The sequence below is a fragment of the Caulobacter sp. FV1ye13L genome (assembly GCF_058681155.1).
Genome location: NZ_CM178732.1, coordinates 1,468,581 through 1,483,227 on the forward strand (window position 1 = coordinate 1,468,581; position 14,647 = coordinate 1,483,227).

Below are 14,647 nucleotides of genomic sequence, written 5' to 3' on the forward strand. Positions count from 1 at the left end.
GGAGAAAGAGGAGCGCGCGTGCAGCACGAGGTTTCACCAGCGGACTACAAGGACCTGGTCCTGTTCCTGGCCACCGCAGGCGTCGTCGCGCCGATCTTCAAGCGGCTGAAGATCAATCCGATCCTGGGCTTCCTGCTGGCGGGCGTGATCCTGGGGCCCTACGGGCTTGGACGCTTCATTCATGTCGCCCCGTGGCTCGACTACGTCACCGTCGACAATCCCGACGAAATCGCCCAGCTGGCCGAGTTCGGTGTCGTCTTCCTTCTGTTCATGATCGGGTTGGAGCTGTCGTGGGAGCGGCTGCGCCTGATGCGCAAGCTGGTGTTTGGCCTGGGCGCGGCCCAGATGATCGGCTGCTCGGTCGCCCTTGGCCTGGCGGCCATGGCCCTGGGCCAGCCGCCTGTCGCGGCCCTGGTGATCGGGGCCGCCCTGACCCTGTCGTCCACCGCCATCGCCGTGCCGGTGCTGGCCGAGCGGCGCAGGCTGCATTCCGACGGCGGACGGGCGACCTTCTCGGTGTTGCTGTTCCAGGACCTGGCCGTCGCCCCGATCCTGATCACCCTGACCATTCTGGGACGCGGCGACGGCGCCTTTGCGCTCAAGGACCTGCTGGCCTTGGCCCCGGCCGCTGCGGGCCTGGCGGCCATCGTCCTGGCGGGGCGCCTGTTCCTGCGGCCGATGCTCAAGTCCGTCGCCAAGGCCAAGAGCGAAGAGATGTTCATGGCCGCCTGCCTGCTGGTGATCATCGGCGCCGGCATGGTCAGCGCCCTGTCGGGCCTGTCGATGGCCCTGGGCGCCTTCGTGGCCGGGGTGCTGCTGGCCGAGACCGAGTATCGCCACGAGGTCGAGGTCAAGATCGAGCCGTTCAAGGGCCTGCTGCTGAGCCTGTTCTTCGTGTCGCTGGGCATTCGCCTGGACCTGTCGCTGCTGGTCGCCAAGCCCGCGCTGATCCTGGGCGTCGCCATCGGCCTTCTGGTGGTCAAGGCGGCCATGGTGTTCGGCCTGGGCTTGGCCATGAAGCTGGGGACCAAGGCCTCTGCCGAGGCGGCCCTGATCCTGGCGGCGGGCGGCGAGTTCGCCTTCGTCATTCTCGACAACGCCATGGGCGCGCAGGTCGTGCCGCGCGCGGTGGGCCAGGCGGTGCTGGTTTCGGCCACCCTGACCATGTTCCTGATCCCGGCCCTGGCCGCCCTGGGCGCGCACCTGGGTCGCAAGGCCGCCATCGCCAGGACGTCCGAAGCGCCCCTTGGCCAGGGCCAGGCCGATGAGCCCGATCGGGTCGGTCCCGAGCCGTCCGGCCAGGTGCTGGTGATCGGCTATGGCCGGGTCGGCAAGCTGGTCGGCGAGATGCTGGGCCGCCACGACCTGCCCTGGATCGCCGTCGAGCGCGACGCCCGGCTGGTGGAGCAGGGGCGGCGCGATGGCAGCCGCATCTATTACGGCGACGCCGCTCGACTGGAGCTCCTTGAGCGTTGCGGGCTGGCCACCGCCCGCGCGGTGGTCGTGACCATGGACGCGCCGGAAGCCGCAGAGGCGGTGGTCGCCGCCGCGCGCAGCGCGCGGCCTGACCTGACCATCGTCGCCCGCGCCCGCGACGCGCGGCATGCCGCGCGCCTCTATGAGCTGGGCGCCACCGACGCCGTGCCCGAGACCATCGAGGCCAGCCTGCAGCTGTCCGAGGCGGTGCTGGTCGATATCGGCGTGCCGATGGGCCTGGTCATCGCCTCGATCCACGAGCGCCGCGATGAATATCGCAAGGCGCTGAACCGTCCCGACGCCCTGGGCGGTCGTCGCCGGCGGCTGAGGGACGCGTCGCTGCGATAGCGGCGCCTGGCCCCGGTGGGCGCCGCGGGTCGTGCCTGGCCGAATCTTCCCGTGGCGCGCGAAGAACAGCATGGGTGTGGCCATACTGCGACAAAGCGCCACCTTTTCATGCACCAAGCCCTTGCGCGACCCGGTTTCACGTGCGAACCAACACACTGGCGCTCCCAGCGGAAGATTTCAGACGATACGCTCGGAAGTTGATTTTGTGGGGCGGTCTTGTTTGGCTTCCTGGAGCGCATATCCAGGTCAGCGAAACCTGACGAGTGTGGCTTTGCTGACACTTTCCCGGGACGTTCGCCTTGGTATAACGATGCTCGGTCGTTTTCGGCCGGAGCAGGGCAATAGAGGGCTCTTGATATGAAATTCAAACTCCTGGCGGGAGTCGCTCTGGCTGCGGTTTGCGCCGCGTCGAGCGTCTCCGCTCAAGAGACCGGCTGGTACGGCGCGGTCGACCTGGGCTACCACTTCCCGACCGCCATCGGCACCGAGTCCAGCCTGCGGGCTCCGGACAACGCCAACTATCACTGGCAGTGGGCCGCCGATAAGGATTGGACCGGCTTCGTTCGTCTCGGCTACCAGTTCACCCCGAACTGGCGCGCTGAACTCGAAGGCGGCTATCGCCCCGGCGATCTGACCTCGGTTCGCGGCAACGCCGTTCGCCAGCAGCCCCGTGGCCTCTGCACCCCCGGCGTGATCCGCACTGCGGCCGCTCCGACGTGCGGCTCGCCGGACGGCTCGATCGACTCCTGGACCCTGATGGCGAACGTTCTGTACGACTTCGCCCCGGACGCCTGGATCAACCCCTTCGTCGGCGCTGGCCTCGGCCTCAATCGCGTTGACGTGAAGGCCCTGGGCCAGTTCAGCGGCGTCCCCGGCACGATCTCGGCCAGCAACCCTTCCATCCAGAACCTCAGCGTTGACGACGACGACACGTCGATCGCCTGGCAGGCTCTGGCCGGCGCCTCGATCAAGGCAACCGACAAGCTGAAGATCGACGTCACCTATCGCTATCTCGCCGGCTACGACACTGAGTGGCTGTCGACGGGTTCCGCAGGCGCTCTGCAGCCGGGCACTTTCGGTGGCCAGTACAAGGACCAATCGGTGACCGTCGGTCTCCGCTACTCCTTCGCCGCCCCGCCGGCCCCGCCGCCCCCGCCGCCCCCGCCGCCGCCTCCCCCCCCGCCGCCCCCGCCTCCGCCCCCGCCGCCTCCCCCGCCGCCTCCGCCGGCGTATGAGGCTCGCGAGTTCATCGTCTACTTCCCGTTCGATCAGTACGTGCTGACGCCGGAAGCCCAGTCGGTGGTTTCGGAAGCTGCGAACTACGCCAACGCCGGCAAGGCGACGAAGCTGGTGGTCGTCGGTCACACCGACACCTCGGGCTCGCCGAAGTACAACGCCCGCCTGTCGGAGCGTCGTGCAAAGGCCGTTGCTGACGCCCTGGTTGGTCTGGGCGTCGCCCAGGACTCCCTGGCCGTCGACTGGAAGGGCGAAAGCGCCCCCGCCGTCGCCACGGGCGATGGTGTGAAGGAACCGCTGAACCGCCGTTCCACGATCTCGATCAACTTCTAAGATCTAGATCAACTTGATCTGGGAAGGGCCTGGCGGCGACGCCGGGCCCTTTTCTTTTGCGCTGTATGCCTTCCAGCAGGACTGCGGCGGATACGGGCGGGTCAGACCCCGCCGACCGCCCTCAGGGCCCCGCGCGTGACCGCCTGAAGCCGCCTATGGGCCAAGCTGTGGGCGGATGTCGAAGTCCGGGGGCGGATCGCTTGACCCGACTTGTGACCGTCTGTCGCAGCTGAAAAAAGTTGGCGCTGGCAACCCCTTGATCCTGCCCGCTAAGTTGGAGCCGTTCACAGCTTGTTAACGAAAAACTCGCCGCCGGGGCGTTGACGAGTCATTAGCCACTGTGGCCCCATATGTGGGCTGAGGGGGCTCCTCGGCCACAAGATGTAGCGGCTGGGCGGGGCGTTTCCTTCTCCGGAACACGCTGATTGATTATGGATTTTGGTCATGAACGGCAGTGAAGCGGCGAAGATGACTGCGCTCCCCCAGGGTCGCACCGAGGGTATGCGGGTTTCCGAGCGTCCGAAATTGGCGCTGGTGCGCAAGGTTCAGGTCGATCGCTCGCGCGACGCCCTGCTGACCGATTTTGGCAAGACCACCCTGGAAGATCGCTATCTGCTGCCGGGCGAATCCTATCAGGACATGTTCGCTCGCGTGTCGACGGCTTTCGCTGACGACGCCGACCACGCCCAGCGCGTCTATGACTATATGAGCCAGCTGTGGTTCATGCCCTCGACCCCGGTGCTCAGCAATGGCGGCGCCGAGCGCGGCCTGCCGATCAGCTGCTTCCTGAACTCGGTTTCCGACAGCCTGGACGGTATCCTCAGCGTCTGGAACGAGAACGTCTGGCTGGCGGCCAATGGCGGCGGCATCGGCACCTATTGGGGCGGCGTCCGGTCGATCGGCGAGAAGGTCAAGGGCCAGGGCCAGACCAGCGGCATCATCCCCTTCATCCGCGTGATGGACAGCCTGACCCTGGCGATCAGCCAGGGCTCGCTGCGCCGCGGTTCGGCGGCCGTCTACCTGGACATCCACCACCCGGAAATCGAAGAGTTCCTGGAAATCCGCAAGGCGTCGGGCGACTTCAACCGCAAGTCCCTGAACCTGCATCACGGCATCTCGATCAGCGACGAGTTCATGCACGCGGTCCGCGACGGCCTGAAGTTTGGCCTGCGCTCGCCCAAGACCAATGAAGTGCTGCGCGAGGTCGACGCCCGCTCTCTGTGGCAGAAGGTGCTGGAGCTGCGCCTGCAGACCGGCGAGCCCTACCTGATCTTCTCCGACACCGTGAACCGGGCCATGCCCCAGCACCAGCGCGAGCTGGGCCTGAGCGTGCGGCAGTCCAACCTGTGCAGCGAGATCATGCTGCACACCGGCGTCGACCACCTGGGCAATGACCGCACGGCCGTCTGCTGCCTGTCGTCGGTCAATGCCGAGACCTTCATGGAGTGGCGCGACCAGCCGATGTTCATCGAGGACATCATGCGCTTCCTCGACAACGTCCTGCAGGACTTCATCGACCGCGCGCCGGACGCCGCCGCCACCGCCGCCTACGCCGCCATGCGCGAGCGTTCGGTGGGCCTGGGCCTGATGGGCTTCCACAGCTTCCTGCAGAGCCAGAACGTGCCGTTCGAAAGCGCCCTGGCCAAGAGCTGGAACATGCGGATGTTTAAGCACCTGCGCCGCGAGGCCGACAAGGCGTCGATCACCATCGGCCAGGAGAAGGGCCCGTGCCCCGACGCCGCCGATCGTGGCTCGATGGAGCGTTTCTCGCACAAGCTGGCCATCGCCCCGACCGCCTCGATCTCGATCATCTGCGGCGGCACCTCGGCGGGCATCGAGCCGATCCCGGCCAATATCTATACGCACAAGACCCTGTCGGGCTCGTTCGCGGTCAAGAACCCCTATCTGGAAAAGCTGCTCGACGAGAAGGGTCACAACACCGACGCGGTGTGGGGCACGATCCTGGAGAACGAGGGCTCGGTCCAGCACCTGGACTTCCTGAGCCAGGACGACAAGGACGTCTACAAGACCGCCTTTGAACTGGATCAGCGCTGGGTGGTCGAATTGGCCGCCGATCGCACGCCGGAAATCTGCCAGAGCCAGTCGGTCAACATCTTCCTGCCGGGCGATGTCGACAAGTGGGACCTGCACATGCTGCACTGGCAGGCCTGGGAGCGCGGCGTGAAGTCGCTGTATTATCTGCGCTCCAAGTCGGTGCAGCGCGCCTCCTATGCCGGTTCCGAATTCGCGGTCGAGCCGACCGGCGGTTTCGATATCGCCGAGAAGACGGACTACGAGGAATGCCTCGCCTGCCAATAGGCGGGATAAATCTGCAAGATGGTTAAGCGGCGGCGAGGGCAAAACCCTCGCCGCCGTTTGCGTTTTGGGAACCCTTTGGGGGTCACGCTGTTAACCCTGCGGGCTTTCGTCACGCTGGACAGTCGCGAATTACGGGATAGGCTCACGTCAATTGGGATTGGGGAATCCGCCGTGCGGATCAGGGAAACGGGACGTTCCGCGCTCTGCCTGACGGTCATGACCCTGGTCATGACGGGGTCGCCCTTATCCGTCGCCCTCGCCGCGCCGAAGGCCTCCAAGGCCCCTCCATCCAAGCCCTCAAAGACGGTCTTGGCGTCCGACAGGGCCGCCGCCCTCGGTTTCCAGCTGAACGCGTCGACGGCCGAGCCCCTGAAGCTGAGCCTCAAGGATGTCCAGCCGACCGACACGGCCGCCGTTGGCTTCGCGCCGCGCGAGGTCGAGTCGCACCAGGCCCGCGTCGAGGGGCAGTTCGCGCTCTCGCCCGCCGCGACCTTCGGGGATGTGCGCCTGCTGGACGCCGACCGCTATTATGACGGCCGAGGACCGGTGAGCTGGCGCTCGGACGCCTTCGTGGTCGGCCAGACGGACGGCGGCGCAGTGGATTCGGTGCGCGTCTCGGTCGCCGCTGTGGCCCGCAACGCCGCCATCGCGCCTTTGAGCCTGGTCCGCCCCGACGCCCAGGCCTTCGACGCTGAAAACATCGACGTGACCCTGACACGTGGCTGGCCCTCGGCCGTCAAGCTGGCGGCCGGCAAGTACGCCCTGGATTTCTCGCCCCATGCCGGCTTTGGCTTTGGCGACGCGGGCGGTTCGGCCGAGGCCGGCGCCACGGTGCGCCTGGGCAAGAATGTCGAAGACCGGGTCAGCGACTCCCTGGGTCTGCGCGACGGTAACGAGGCCTTTGGCCCACGCGGGCGCTGGTATGTGTTCGCCGCCGCCAGCGGCCGAGCCGTGGGCCTGAACATGCTGCGCGGCCAGAACGGCGACTGGAGCCGGGCCGGCATGAGCTCGGACGTCAACAGCAAGCTGATCGGCGACGCCCAGGCCGGTGTGGCCTGGCGCAAGGGCCCGATGCAGGCGTCGGTCGGCTATATTCGTCGCGAGATGAAGGCCAAGGACGTCATCATGGGCATGGCGACCCAGAAGGACTCGATGGTGGCCCTGTCTTTCAGCCTGAAACCGCACTGGTAGGGCCTCTGCGCTTGAGTTTCGGGCCGCGATCATGCAGCTAGCGCCGATCCCGTCCACGAACCGTCTGACGACATGACCGACAGCGAGCCCCCGCGCCGCAAGATCCTGAGCCTCAAGAGCGGCGTCGCCGCGCCCGGAGGCCCAAAACCGCTGGAGCGCATCGTCCGCCCGGCGCGCCCGGTCATGCCCGAACCTCCGCCCCCGCCGCCTCCGGCCGTGGGCGACTGGAAATGCAAGCCGTGCGGCGCCCGTTTTGATCCCTCGCCCGACCTCGCCGACGAAGACTCCGTCCGCTGCCCGTCGTGCAATGCCCGCCTGGGCCTTGCGTCCGACTTCCGCAGCGATCCGCCCAATGTGGACAAGCTGCGCGCCCGCCATCTGAAAAAGGCCTGAGCCGCCGGGTCGGTTATTCCAGAACGTCGGTCGGGCCGGGGTCGATGTCGGCCCGGGCGGGCTGACGCCGGAACAGGCCCCGCCAGCCGGTGGGCTCGGGCGAGGGGCTGGCCCAGACGCTGCCGGCCATGGCCAGGCGCTCGGCCTCATCGAAGATGGCGCGCATGGTCGCGGTGTCGAACTTCAGCATGTTCAGGTTGTCGAAGCTGGACGGGATCGAGGCGACGCTGAGCGGCAGGTTGTGGCGCGCGCAGAAGCCGGCGGCCAGGCTGAGCGCTTGGCGATAGGAAAACCGCAGCATGGTCTCGAAGCCGCGCACCATGATCGAGGCCACCCCGGCCGGGGTCGAGCGTGGCGAGGGGTCCAGCACCGTGTTGACGATCACATAGACCCTGCCGCGCCTTAGGCGCTGACCCAGGCTGCGCCAATGGAGCAGGGCGTCGGGCATCAGGAACAGCGGCGCGGCGACACCGCCATCGACATGCATTTCCTGATAGCGCTCGCCACCCGCCTCGACCGTAAACAGCTTGGCCGGGAACAGGCCCGGCACCGAGGCCGAGGCCAGCATGACGTCGCGAAACAGCTGCAGGGCGGCCTCGCCGCCGCGGCTGGCGATCGCGCCCATGTCCCAGATGACGGCCTTCTGGTTGTCGAGATTGGTGGTGGCGATCAGCAGGCGACGGCCCCGGGCGTGCTCGCGGGCCACAGCCTCGACCACCACCTCGTCGATGAACGGCCAGACCAGCGCCTCCAGGCCCTCGCCCTTGAACAGGCCGGCTCCCAGGCCGCCGGCGAACCCCTTGATGCTGAGCAGATCGGCCGCGTACCCGCCGACATAGGAGTCGGTCAGGCGCTCGTCCCAGGCCGAGCCCAGAAAGGCCAGGGGCGCGATCAGGGCCCCGGTGCTGACCCCGGTGACAATGGCGAATTCGGGTCGCGCGCCGGCCTTGGACAGGCCTGTCAGCACACCCGCCCCATAGGCGCCGCCGGAGGCGCCGCCCGACAGGGCCAGGATGTTGAAGTCGGCGCGACCCAGCAGCGAGCGGGTCGGGGTCAGGCGGTCGGCGACGGCGTTCAGGGCCTGGTCGGCCTGATCCGCCGTCAGGCGCACGCCGGGAAAGTCGACGATCTCGGCCAGCTGGTCGGCCGGCGGGGTCGCCAGGCGCTTGCCCCGCAGGGGGTCGCCCGTCCACCAGTCGGCAAACAGGCTCTGTACGGTGGTCTTGGTCTCCGGCCTCCGACTCAAGCCGGCCTCACGCGTGCGAGCCGGTCAGAACCACGCCGACCAGCACGGCGGCATAGTGCAGTCCGGCCCCGCCGACGACATGGCCATGCCAGATGGCGCGGCGGAACTTCAGACGGCGCATCAGATAGAAGATCGTGCCGGTCGAATAGACGATGCCGCCGATGGCCAGCAGCAGCAGGGCCGGCCAGGACAGGCCGTCGATCATCGGCTTGATGGCCACCAGCACCAGCCAGCCCAGGGCCAGGTACAGTCCGACCCAGAAGCGCTTGTCCAGGCCCGGCAGCAGCAGCTTGGCCAGCACACCAACCGTGGCGACGGTCCACACCGCCGTGGTCATGCCGATCGCCCACCAGCCGGTCAGGTTCTGGGTGGTGAAGGGGGTGTAGGAGGCGGCGATCATCACGAAGATGCCGGCATGGTCGAAACGCCGCAGCAAGGGCCGCCAGCGGGCCTTGGCGAAGTTGTAGGCCGTCGACAGCGACAGCATCAGGATCAGGCCGACCGTATAGATCGACACCGCCGCCACCTGTTTCAGGTCGCCTATGCCGAAGGCCAGGCCCAGCAGGATGCCGCCGCCCAACAGGGCGCAGGCCAGGCCGGCCAGATGGACAATCAGGTCCGCACACTTGGCGCCGGCGGTCGGATAATGGGTGGTGATCTCGGTCATGGTCCCAGTCTAACCGCAGCGAGTGACGTAAGAACGACGACCATCATGGCGCCGATAGGGCGGACGGTCGTCAGGAAAGCAGAGCGGTGGCTCCATCGAAGACCAGCTTTCCGCCGACCGCGACCAAAAGGACATAGATCAAGCGATAGAAACCCTCCGCAGGCACCCGCCGCACCAGCCACACCCCAGCCCAGGTCGAGGCGATGGCCAGCGGCAGCAGCACGCCGGCGGTGGCCAGCACCTTGGGCGTGAGCTGGCCCAGGGCGATATAGGCCGGAACCTTCATCCAGTTGACCACGGCGAAGAAGATGGCGCTGGTGCCGATGAAGGCGTCGCGCGGCAGGCGGCGCGGCAGCACATAGATCTGGAACGGCGGCCCGCCGGCATGGGCGATCTGGCTGGTGAAGCCCGCCGTCAGGCCGCACAGGGCCCCCAGCCAGGGCCGGCCGGCTGTGGCGCCCACCTGCGCGGCGACCTTGACCGCCCGCTCGGCCCACAGCCGTTGCAGGGCGAAGACGATCGAGATCAGCCCCACCGCCAGCTCGACCGCCGCCGGCGAGACGAAGGCCGCCAGCGCCCAGCCCAGAAAGATGCCGACAGCGGCGGCCGGCAGCATCAGCTTCAGCAGGCCGCTGTCCCAGGTCTTGCGGAACGCCCAGACGCTGACGACGTCCTGCACGATCAGGATCGGCAGCAGGATGGCCGCGGCCAGCACCGGAGAGATGGCCAGGGCCAGCAGCGGCGTGGCCACCACCCCGATCCCCGCAAACCCGCCCTTGGCCAGGCCCAGCAGGATCACGGCCGGGATGGCGACAGCGTAAAAGAACGGATCGGTCAGCATGGATTTTGCCTTAGCAGCTGGAGTCCGGCCGGGCCACTGGCCGCTCCGCGCCTGCGGCGCTCTTGCCCTGCGACGGGCGCAGAGGGTGGGCGGTGGATCCGGCGGTCGAGGCGGTGTTTCGCCTGACCCGCCACGCCGCGATCTAGGAGGCCGTCTCCATGGCGGTGGCGAGGCCGGTGAACAGGCCCTGGATGCTGATCGGCTTGGCCAGATGCAGATCGGCGCCGGCGTCCAGGCAGGCCTTGACCTGATGCGGCATGGCGTTGGCGGTCAGGGAGATGATCGGCGTGCGTTTGACGTTGCGCGCGCGTTCCCGGGCGCGGATCTGGGTGATGGCGGCCAGGCCGTCCAGAACCGGCATCTGGGTGTCCATCAGCACCACGTCATAGGCCTCGCGATCGAAGGCCTCGATGGCGGCCCGGCCATCGACGGCGACCGTGACGTCGGCCGCGTCGGCCAGCATCATGACGATCACCTTCTGGTTGGTGGGGTGGTCCTCGGCCAGCAGAACCCGCAGGCGGCGGTCCTGCGTCCATTCGGTCGAGGCGGCCGCCATGGGCGAGATGTCCCTGGCGTGACCCGCTGAGACCACGGCCTGGAAGGTGAAGCTGGCGCCGATGCCGGGCTGGGCGGCGCAGGCGATGTCGCCGCCCATCAACCGCGCCAGGCGCCGGGCGATCGGCAGGCCCAACCCCGTGCCGCCGACCTTGCGGGTCACCGAGCCGTCAGCCTGCTGGAAGCGCTCGAACAGGCGGTCGCCGGTCGCGGCGTCGAAGCCCTCGCCGGTGTCCTCGACGCAGACCGTCAGGTCGATCTGCCCCCCGGCCCGGACCTGGGTGTGCGCCAGGACCTTCACCGCGCCCGCGCTGGTGAACTTGACGGCGTTGCTGGTCAGGTTGGCGATCACCTGGCGAACCCGCAGGGCGTCGCCCACGACGTGATCGCGGAAATCGTCGGCAAAGGTCAGCTGGAAGTTCAGGCCCTTGTCCTCCGCCACGGCCCTGAACACGGCGACTGCAGCGGTGATCGCCTCGCGCAGGTTCAGCGGTTCCTCCGAGAGCTCAAGGCCCCCCGCCTCGATCTTTGACAGGTCGAGTATATCGCTGAGCAGGATGTTCAGCGTGCGCCCGGAGTTGAGGATGACCTCCATCATTCCGCGCTGGGCCTCGTCCAGGGCGGTGCGGCTGAGCACCTCGGCCATGCCGACCACGCCGTTCAGGGGCGTGCGGATCTCGTGGCTCATATTGGCCAGGAACTCGCTCTTGGCGATGCTGCCGGCCTCGGCCTTCTGCAGCGCCTCCGCCAGGGCCGCAGCGCCGGCCTTGCGTTCGGTGATGTCCTCGCAGATCACCAGCAGGTGGTGGCGGCCATCCGCCCCTGGAATGGCGATCTTGCGGGTCTGCAGCCAGCGGCGGCCATTGTGCGGCGTGTCGAGCGGCTCTTCGTCGATGGTGATCAGCTTGCCGCTCGCGATGACCTGCCGGTCGATAGTGGCGAAATAGTCGGCCTGTTCCTTGGGGAAGAAGTCGTGGTCGCTCTTGCCCAGAAGGTCGGCGCGCGGCACGCCCAGCTGCTGTTCGGCGGCCCTGTTGACCAGCAGGAACTGGCCCGTTTCCCCGTCCTTGACGAACAGCATGGCGGGCGTGTTCTCGATCACGGTGTCGAGGAAGCCCTGGGCGGCCAGGGCCTCAGCCTCCCGCTGGCGCAGATCGGTGATGTTGATGCAGGTGGTGGCCAGACCGCCGGCGGGCGTACGCCGGTTTTCGAACCGCAGATGCTCGCCGGACTCTTCGAGGATATTGTCGGCATCATCCAGCTTGCGGCGCTCAAGCTGGTCGGCCAGCCAGGCCTCGCTGTCGGCCGCCGCCTCGGGGTAGCGACCGGCGGCCAGGCCCGCGCGCAGCAGGTCCTCGAAGCGCGCCCCCGCCGTCAGGGTGACGCCCCACCTGGCCCAGAGGCGGGCATAGCGCGCGTTCCAAAACACGCAGCGGTCTTCGGCGTCGAAGACCACGAAGCCTTCCGGCATGACATCGAGCGCGGCCTGCAAGCTGGCCTCCACGGCGGAGGCCTGGTCCAGGTTACCAGCGATCATGAAGCCTCACATTGCGCGCACGATGTTCACGTTGAGCATCAAGGGTTTAGAGCGGCTGAACGCCGTTCGCCAACCCAAGGGCTGCGGCAATTTGTCCCGTGTGGCGCGGGGGCTAGCCCTCGGCCCGGGTCAGTTTCCAGCGGATCTTCGCCCCGACTTCCGGCCGCACCTGGCTCTTGAGCACGATCTGGCCGGCCTTGCGCGCCTGGCCGTGGTCGAAGTGGGCCGAGGCGGCGATCTCCACGTCGACCGCGTCGTTCCTCAGCCACCAGCCGACATTGGATGGGCCGCGAATCAGCACGCTCTTGCCGTCGCGGGCGATCGAGGCGCGGGCGTCGGGGTGCAGGTGGAAGCGGGCGGTGAAGGGCAGGTAGCGGCGCGGGCCCAGGGCGTCGCCGGGAACGAGGGGGATCAGGCTGTCCTCGCCGCGCAGTTCGTCGGCGGCGATATCCAGGAACAGGCGGCGGGCGTGCGACAGGCCAAGGCGCCTCCAGCCGTCATGCTGGATATCCAGCCAGACGCCGTTGTCGGCGTCGTGGCGCTTGACCTCGACGGTCGTGGCGCCGTCGACCAGCCACGGGCCCAGGGCGTGGGCGCGGAAGCCCGACAGCGGCCGGCCGGCCGAGCCGTCACCCACCGACAGGGTCGAGGCGGCATCGGACAGGCGAAAGGCGTGGGCGCCGCCGGCTTCGGGGCTCCAGCCGCACGAGGTGATCAGCCGGTCCTTGCCGCAGACGATCTCGACGGCGGCGGGCTGGGCGCAGGCGGCGCGGCTCAAGGGGCCGATGGCCGGGATCCCGGCGTCAGCCATCACCTGGATGCTGGCGCCCTGCATGCGCTCATAGCCGCTGTGGACGGCCGAGTGCGGCGGGCGCGGGCCGGCGTCGTCATGGGCCAGGGCCGCGGCGATGCGCGCGCCGGCCACGGCCTCGCCGCCGTGGAAGGCCGCCAGCTGGCCGTCGGCCAGGGTGAAGAACCGCGCCGCCGAGGCCAGGCGATCGATGGCGCGCGTGACCGCTTCGGGCGAGGGGCGCCCGCGCTGGCCCAGGGCGTCGTCCAGGGTCAGCAGGTCGAACAGCAGTTCCAGCCCCGCCTCGGGCGAGCGGCTTGCGTGGCCGCCGTCGCCCAGCACGATGCGGTCGATCTCGTGGGCGATGATCTTCAGCCCCTGGTCGATCAGGCGGTCGCCGGGCTTGTCGGACAGTACGCAGCCGGCGATCGTGGCGGTCACGGCCCGCTCCAGCGCCCGTTCGGGAGCGTCGGAGGCCTTGAACAGCTGGCGGGCCTGGCGGGCCAGGTCCATCGACAGGTCGGCGATCTCGGCGTCGGAGCCTTCGGCGGCCATGGCGCGGGCGGCGCAGGCCAGGTGGAACACCCGCCGCTCCAGGCACTCGCCGCTCCAGGAAAAGGCGTTCCAGCGCCCAAACACGCGGCGCCAGTCATCCAGCAGGCCCAGGGCGCGGCGCGCCCCGCCCGCGCTGATCAGGTCGGGCAGCCAGTCGAACCGGTGCAGGGCCAAGGCGAAGCGGCGCGTCGGGCTGGGGGTGTCGAAGGGATCGCCCACTTCGCCCAGCCGCAGGGCGCCGCCCGACAGGGTCATGACCCCGGCCAGGATCTTGCGGCCATGTTCGGGATCGACCGTGCGGGGATCGTGGGGATGGGCCGCCAGGCCGCGCGGCCGGGGCAGGGAGATCAGCAGCCGGTGCGGCGGCGAGCCGAACCACTCGCGCTCGACATGGCTCTTGATATTGGCGCCGATCGCCCGCGTCAGCACACCGCCGCGCGGAAGCGCCGGGAGTTTGGCTAAGCCGCGAGCGAAGCGTTCGGCCACCATCAGGGCGATCAGCCGCCTTTCAGCGCGCGGATATTGTCGGCATAGGCGCCGGGACCGCCCTTGAACACCGCCGAGCCGGCCACCAGGGCCGTGGCGCCGGCGGCGACACACTGCGGGGCGGTGGCCGGGGTGACGCCCCCGTCGACCTCGATGATGATGTCGAGGCCGGCCTTGTCGACCATCCTGCGCAGGGCTTCCACCTTGCGCAGCTGGCCGGGAATGAAGCTCTGGCCGCCAAAGCCCGGATTCACCGACATGACCAGCAGCAGGTCGACGTCTTCCAGGATCCACTCCACATGGTCGATCGAGGTCGAGGGGTTGAACACCACCCCGGCCTTGGCCCCCAGTTCGCGGATGCGTTTCAGCGAGCGGTGCAGGTGCGGCCCGGCTTCGGGGTGGATGCTGATGATGTCCGCCCCGGCGGCGCGGAACGCCTCCAGATACGGATCGGCCGGGCTGATCATCAGGTGGACGTCGAACGGGATCTTGGCGTGCGGCCGGATCGCTTTGACGATGTCGGGACCCAGGGTGATGTTGGGCACGAAATGGCCGTCCATCACGTCGACATGCACCCAGTCGGCGCCGGCCGCCTCGATGGCGGCGACCTCCGCGCCCAGCTTGGCGAAGTCGGAGGCGAGGATGGACGGGGCGATGAGCGGTGCGGCGGTCAT

11 protein-coding genes are annotated in these 14,647 nt (G+C 68.4%); 5 read left to right on the forward strand and 6 right to left on the reverse strand.

Translation table 11 applies throughout. The annotated features are described in order from the left end of the window. Positions 1 to 18 precede the first annotated feature (18 nt). The 5 genes from ACW176_RS06860 to ACW176_RS06880 all read left to right on the forward strand — a co-directional run bounded on the left by ACW176_RS06860 (position 19) and on the right by ACW176_RS06880 (position 7,296). Complete coding sequence (locus ACW176_RS06860) at positions 19 to 1,824, forward strand: cation:proton antiporter domain-containing protein (protein ID WP_492111386.1); 1,806 nt, start codon at positions 19 to 21, stop codon at positions 1,822 to 1,824. Between the two features lie 357 nt (positions 1,825 to 2,181). Further along, complete coding sequence (locus ACW176_RS06865) at positions 2,182 to 3,393, forward strand: OmpA family protein (RefSeq protein WP_492111387.1); 1,212 nt, start codon at positions 2,182 to 2,184, stop codon at positions 3,391 to 3,393. 438 nt (positions 3,394 to 3,831) lie between these two features. Beyond that, entirely contained in the window at positions 3,832 to 5,712 is a 1,881-nt protein-coding gene (locus ACW176_RS06870) for a ribonucleoside-diphosphate reductase subunit alpha (protein WP_419319586.1), read from the forward strand. A 309-nt stretch (positions 5,713 to 6,021) separates the two neighbouring features. Further along, entirely contained in the window at positions 6,022 to 6,903 is an 882-nt protein-coding gene (locus ACW176_RS06875) for a lipid A-modifier LpxR family protein (RefSeq protein ID WP_492111388.1), read from the forward strand. 72 nt (positions 6,904 to 6,975) lie between these two features. Then, positions 6,976 to 7,296 (forward strand): hypothetical protein, encoded by a 321-nt coding sequence (locus ACW176_RS06880; protein WP_492111389.1) that lies wholly within the window; start codon positions 6,976 to 6,978, stop codon positions 7,294 to 7,296. A gap of 13 nt (positions 7,297 to 7,309) precedes the next feature. Here the strand turns inward: ACW176_RS06880 and ACW176_RS06885 are convergent, their stop codons facing one another. The 6 genes from ACW176_RS06885 to rpe all read right to left on the reverse strand — a co-directional run bounded on the left by ACW176_RS06885 (position 7,310) and on the right by rpe (position 14,647). Continuing rightward, positions 7,310 to 8,542, reverse strand: a complete 1,233-nt coding sequence (locus tag ACW176_RS06885; RefSeq protein WP_419319589.1) for a patatin-like phospholipase family protein — start codon at positions 8,540 to 8,542, stop codon at positions 7,310 to 7,312. Between the two features lie 7 nt (positions 8,543 to 8,549). After that, a complete protein-coding gene (gene trhA / locus ACW176_RS06890; protein WP_492111390.1) occupies positions 8,550 to 9,209 on the reverse strand; it encodes a PAQR family membrane homeostasis protein TrhA in 660 nt (219 codons plus the stop codon). 70 nt (positions 9,210 to 9,279) lie between these two features. Continuing rightward, on the reverse strand, positions 9,280 to 10,050 hold the full coding sequence (locus ACW176_RS06895; protein ID WP_492111391.1) for a sulfite exporter TauE/SafE family protein: 771 nt from the start codon (positions 10,048 to 10,050) through the stop codon (positions 9,280 to 9,282). 142 nt (positions 10,051 to 10,192) lie between these two features. Continuing rightward, positions 10,193 to 12,142 carry a PAS domain-containing protein gene (locus tag ACW176_RS06900; protein ID WP_492111392.1) on the reverse strand — a complete coding sequence of 650 codons (1,950 nt, stop codon included), beginning with the start codon at positions 12,140 to 12,142 and terminating at the stop codon, positions 10,193 to 10,195. Positions 12,143 to 12,254: 112 nt separating this feature from the next. Beyond that, positions 12,255 to 13,976: a heparinase II/III family protein gene (locus ACW176_RS06905; protein ID WP_492111393.1), complete on the reverse strand. Its 1,722-nt coding sequence runs from the start codon at positions 13,974 to 13,976 to the stop codon at positions 12,255 to 12,257. 8 nt (positions 13,977 to 13,984) lie between these two features. Continuing rightward, positions 13,985 to 14,647, reverse strand: coding sequence for a ribulose-phosphate 3-epimerase (gene rpe / locus ACW176_RS06910; RefSeq protein ID WP_492111394.1), 663 nt, complete (start codon positions 14,645 to 14,647; stop codon positions 13,985 to 13,987).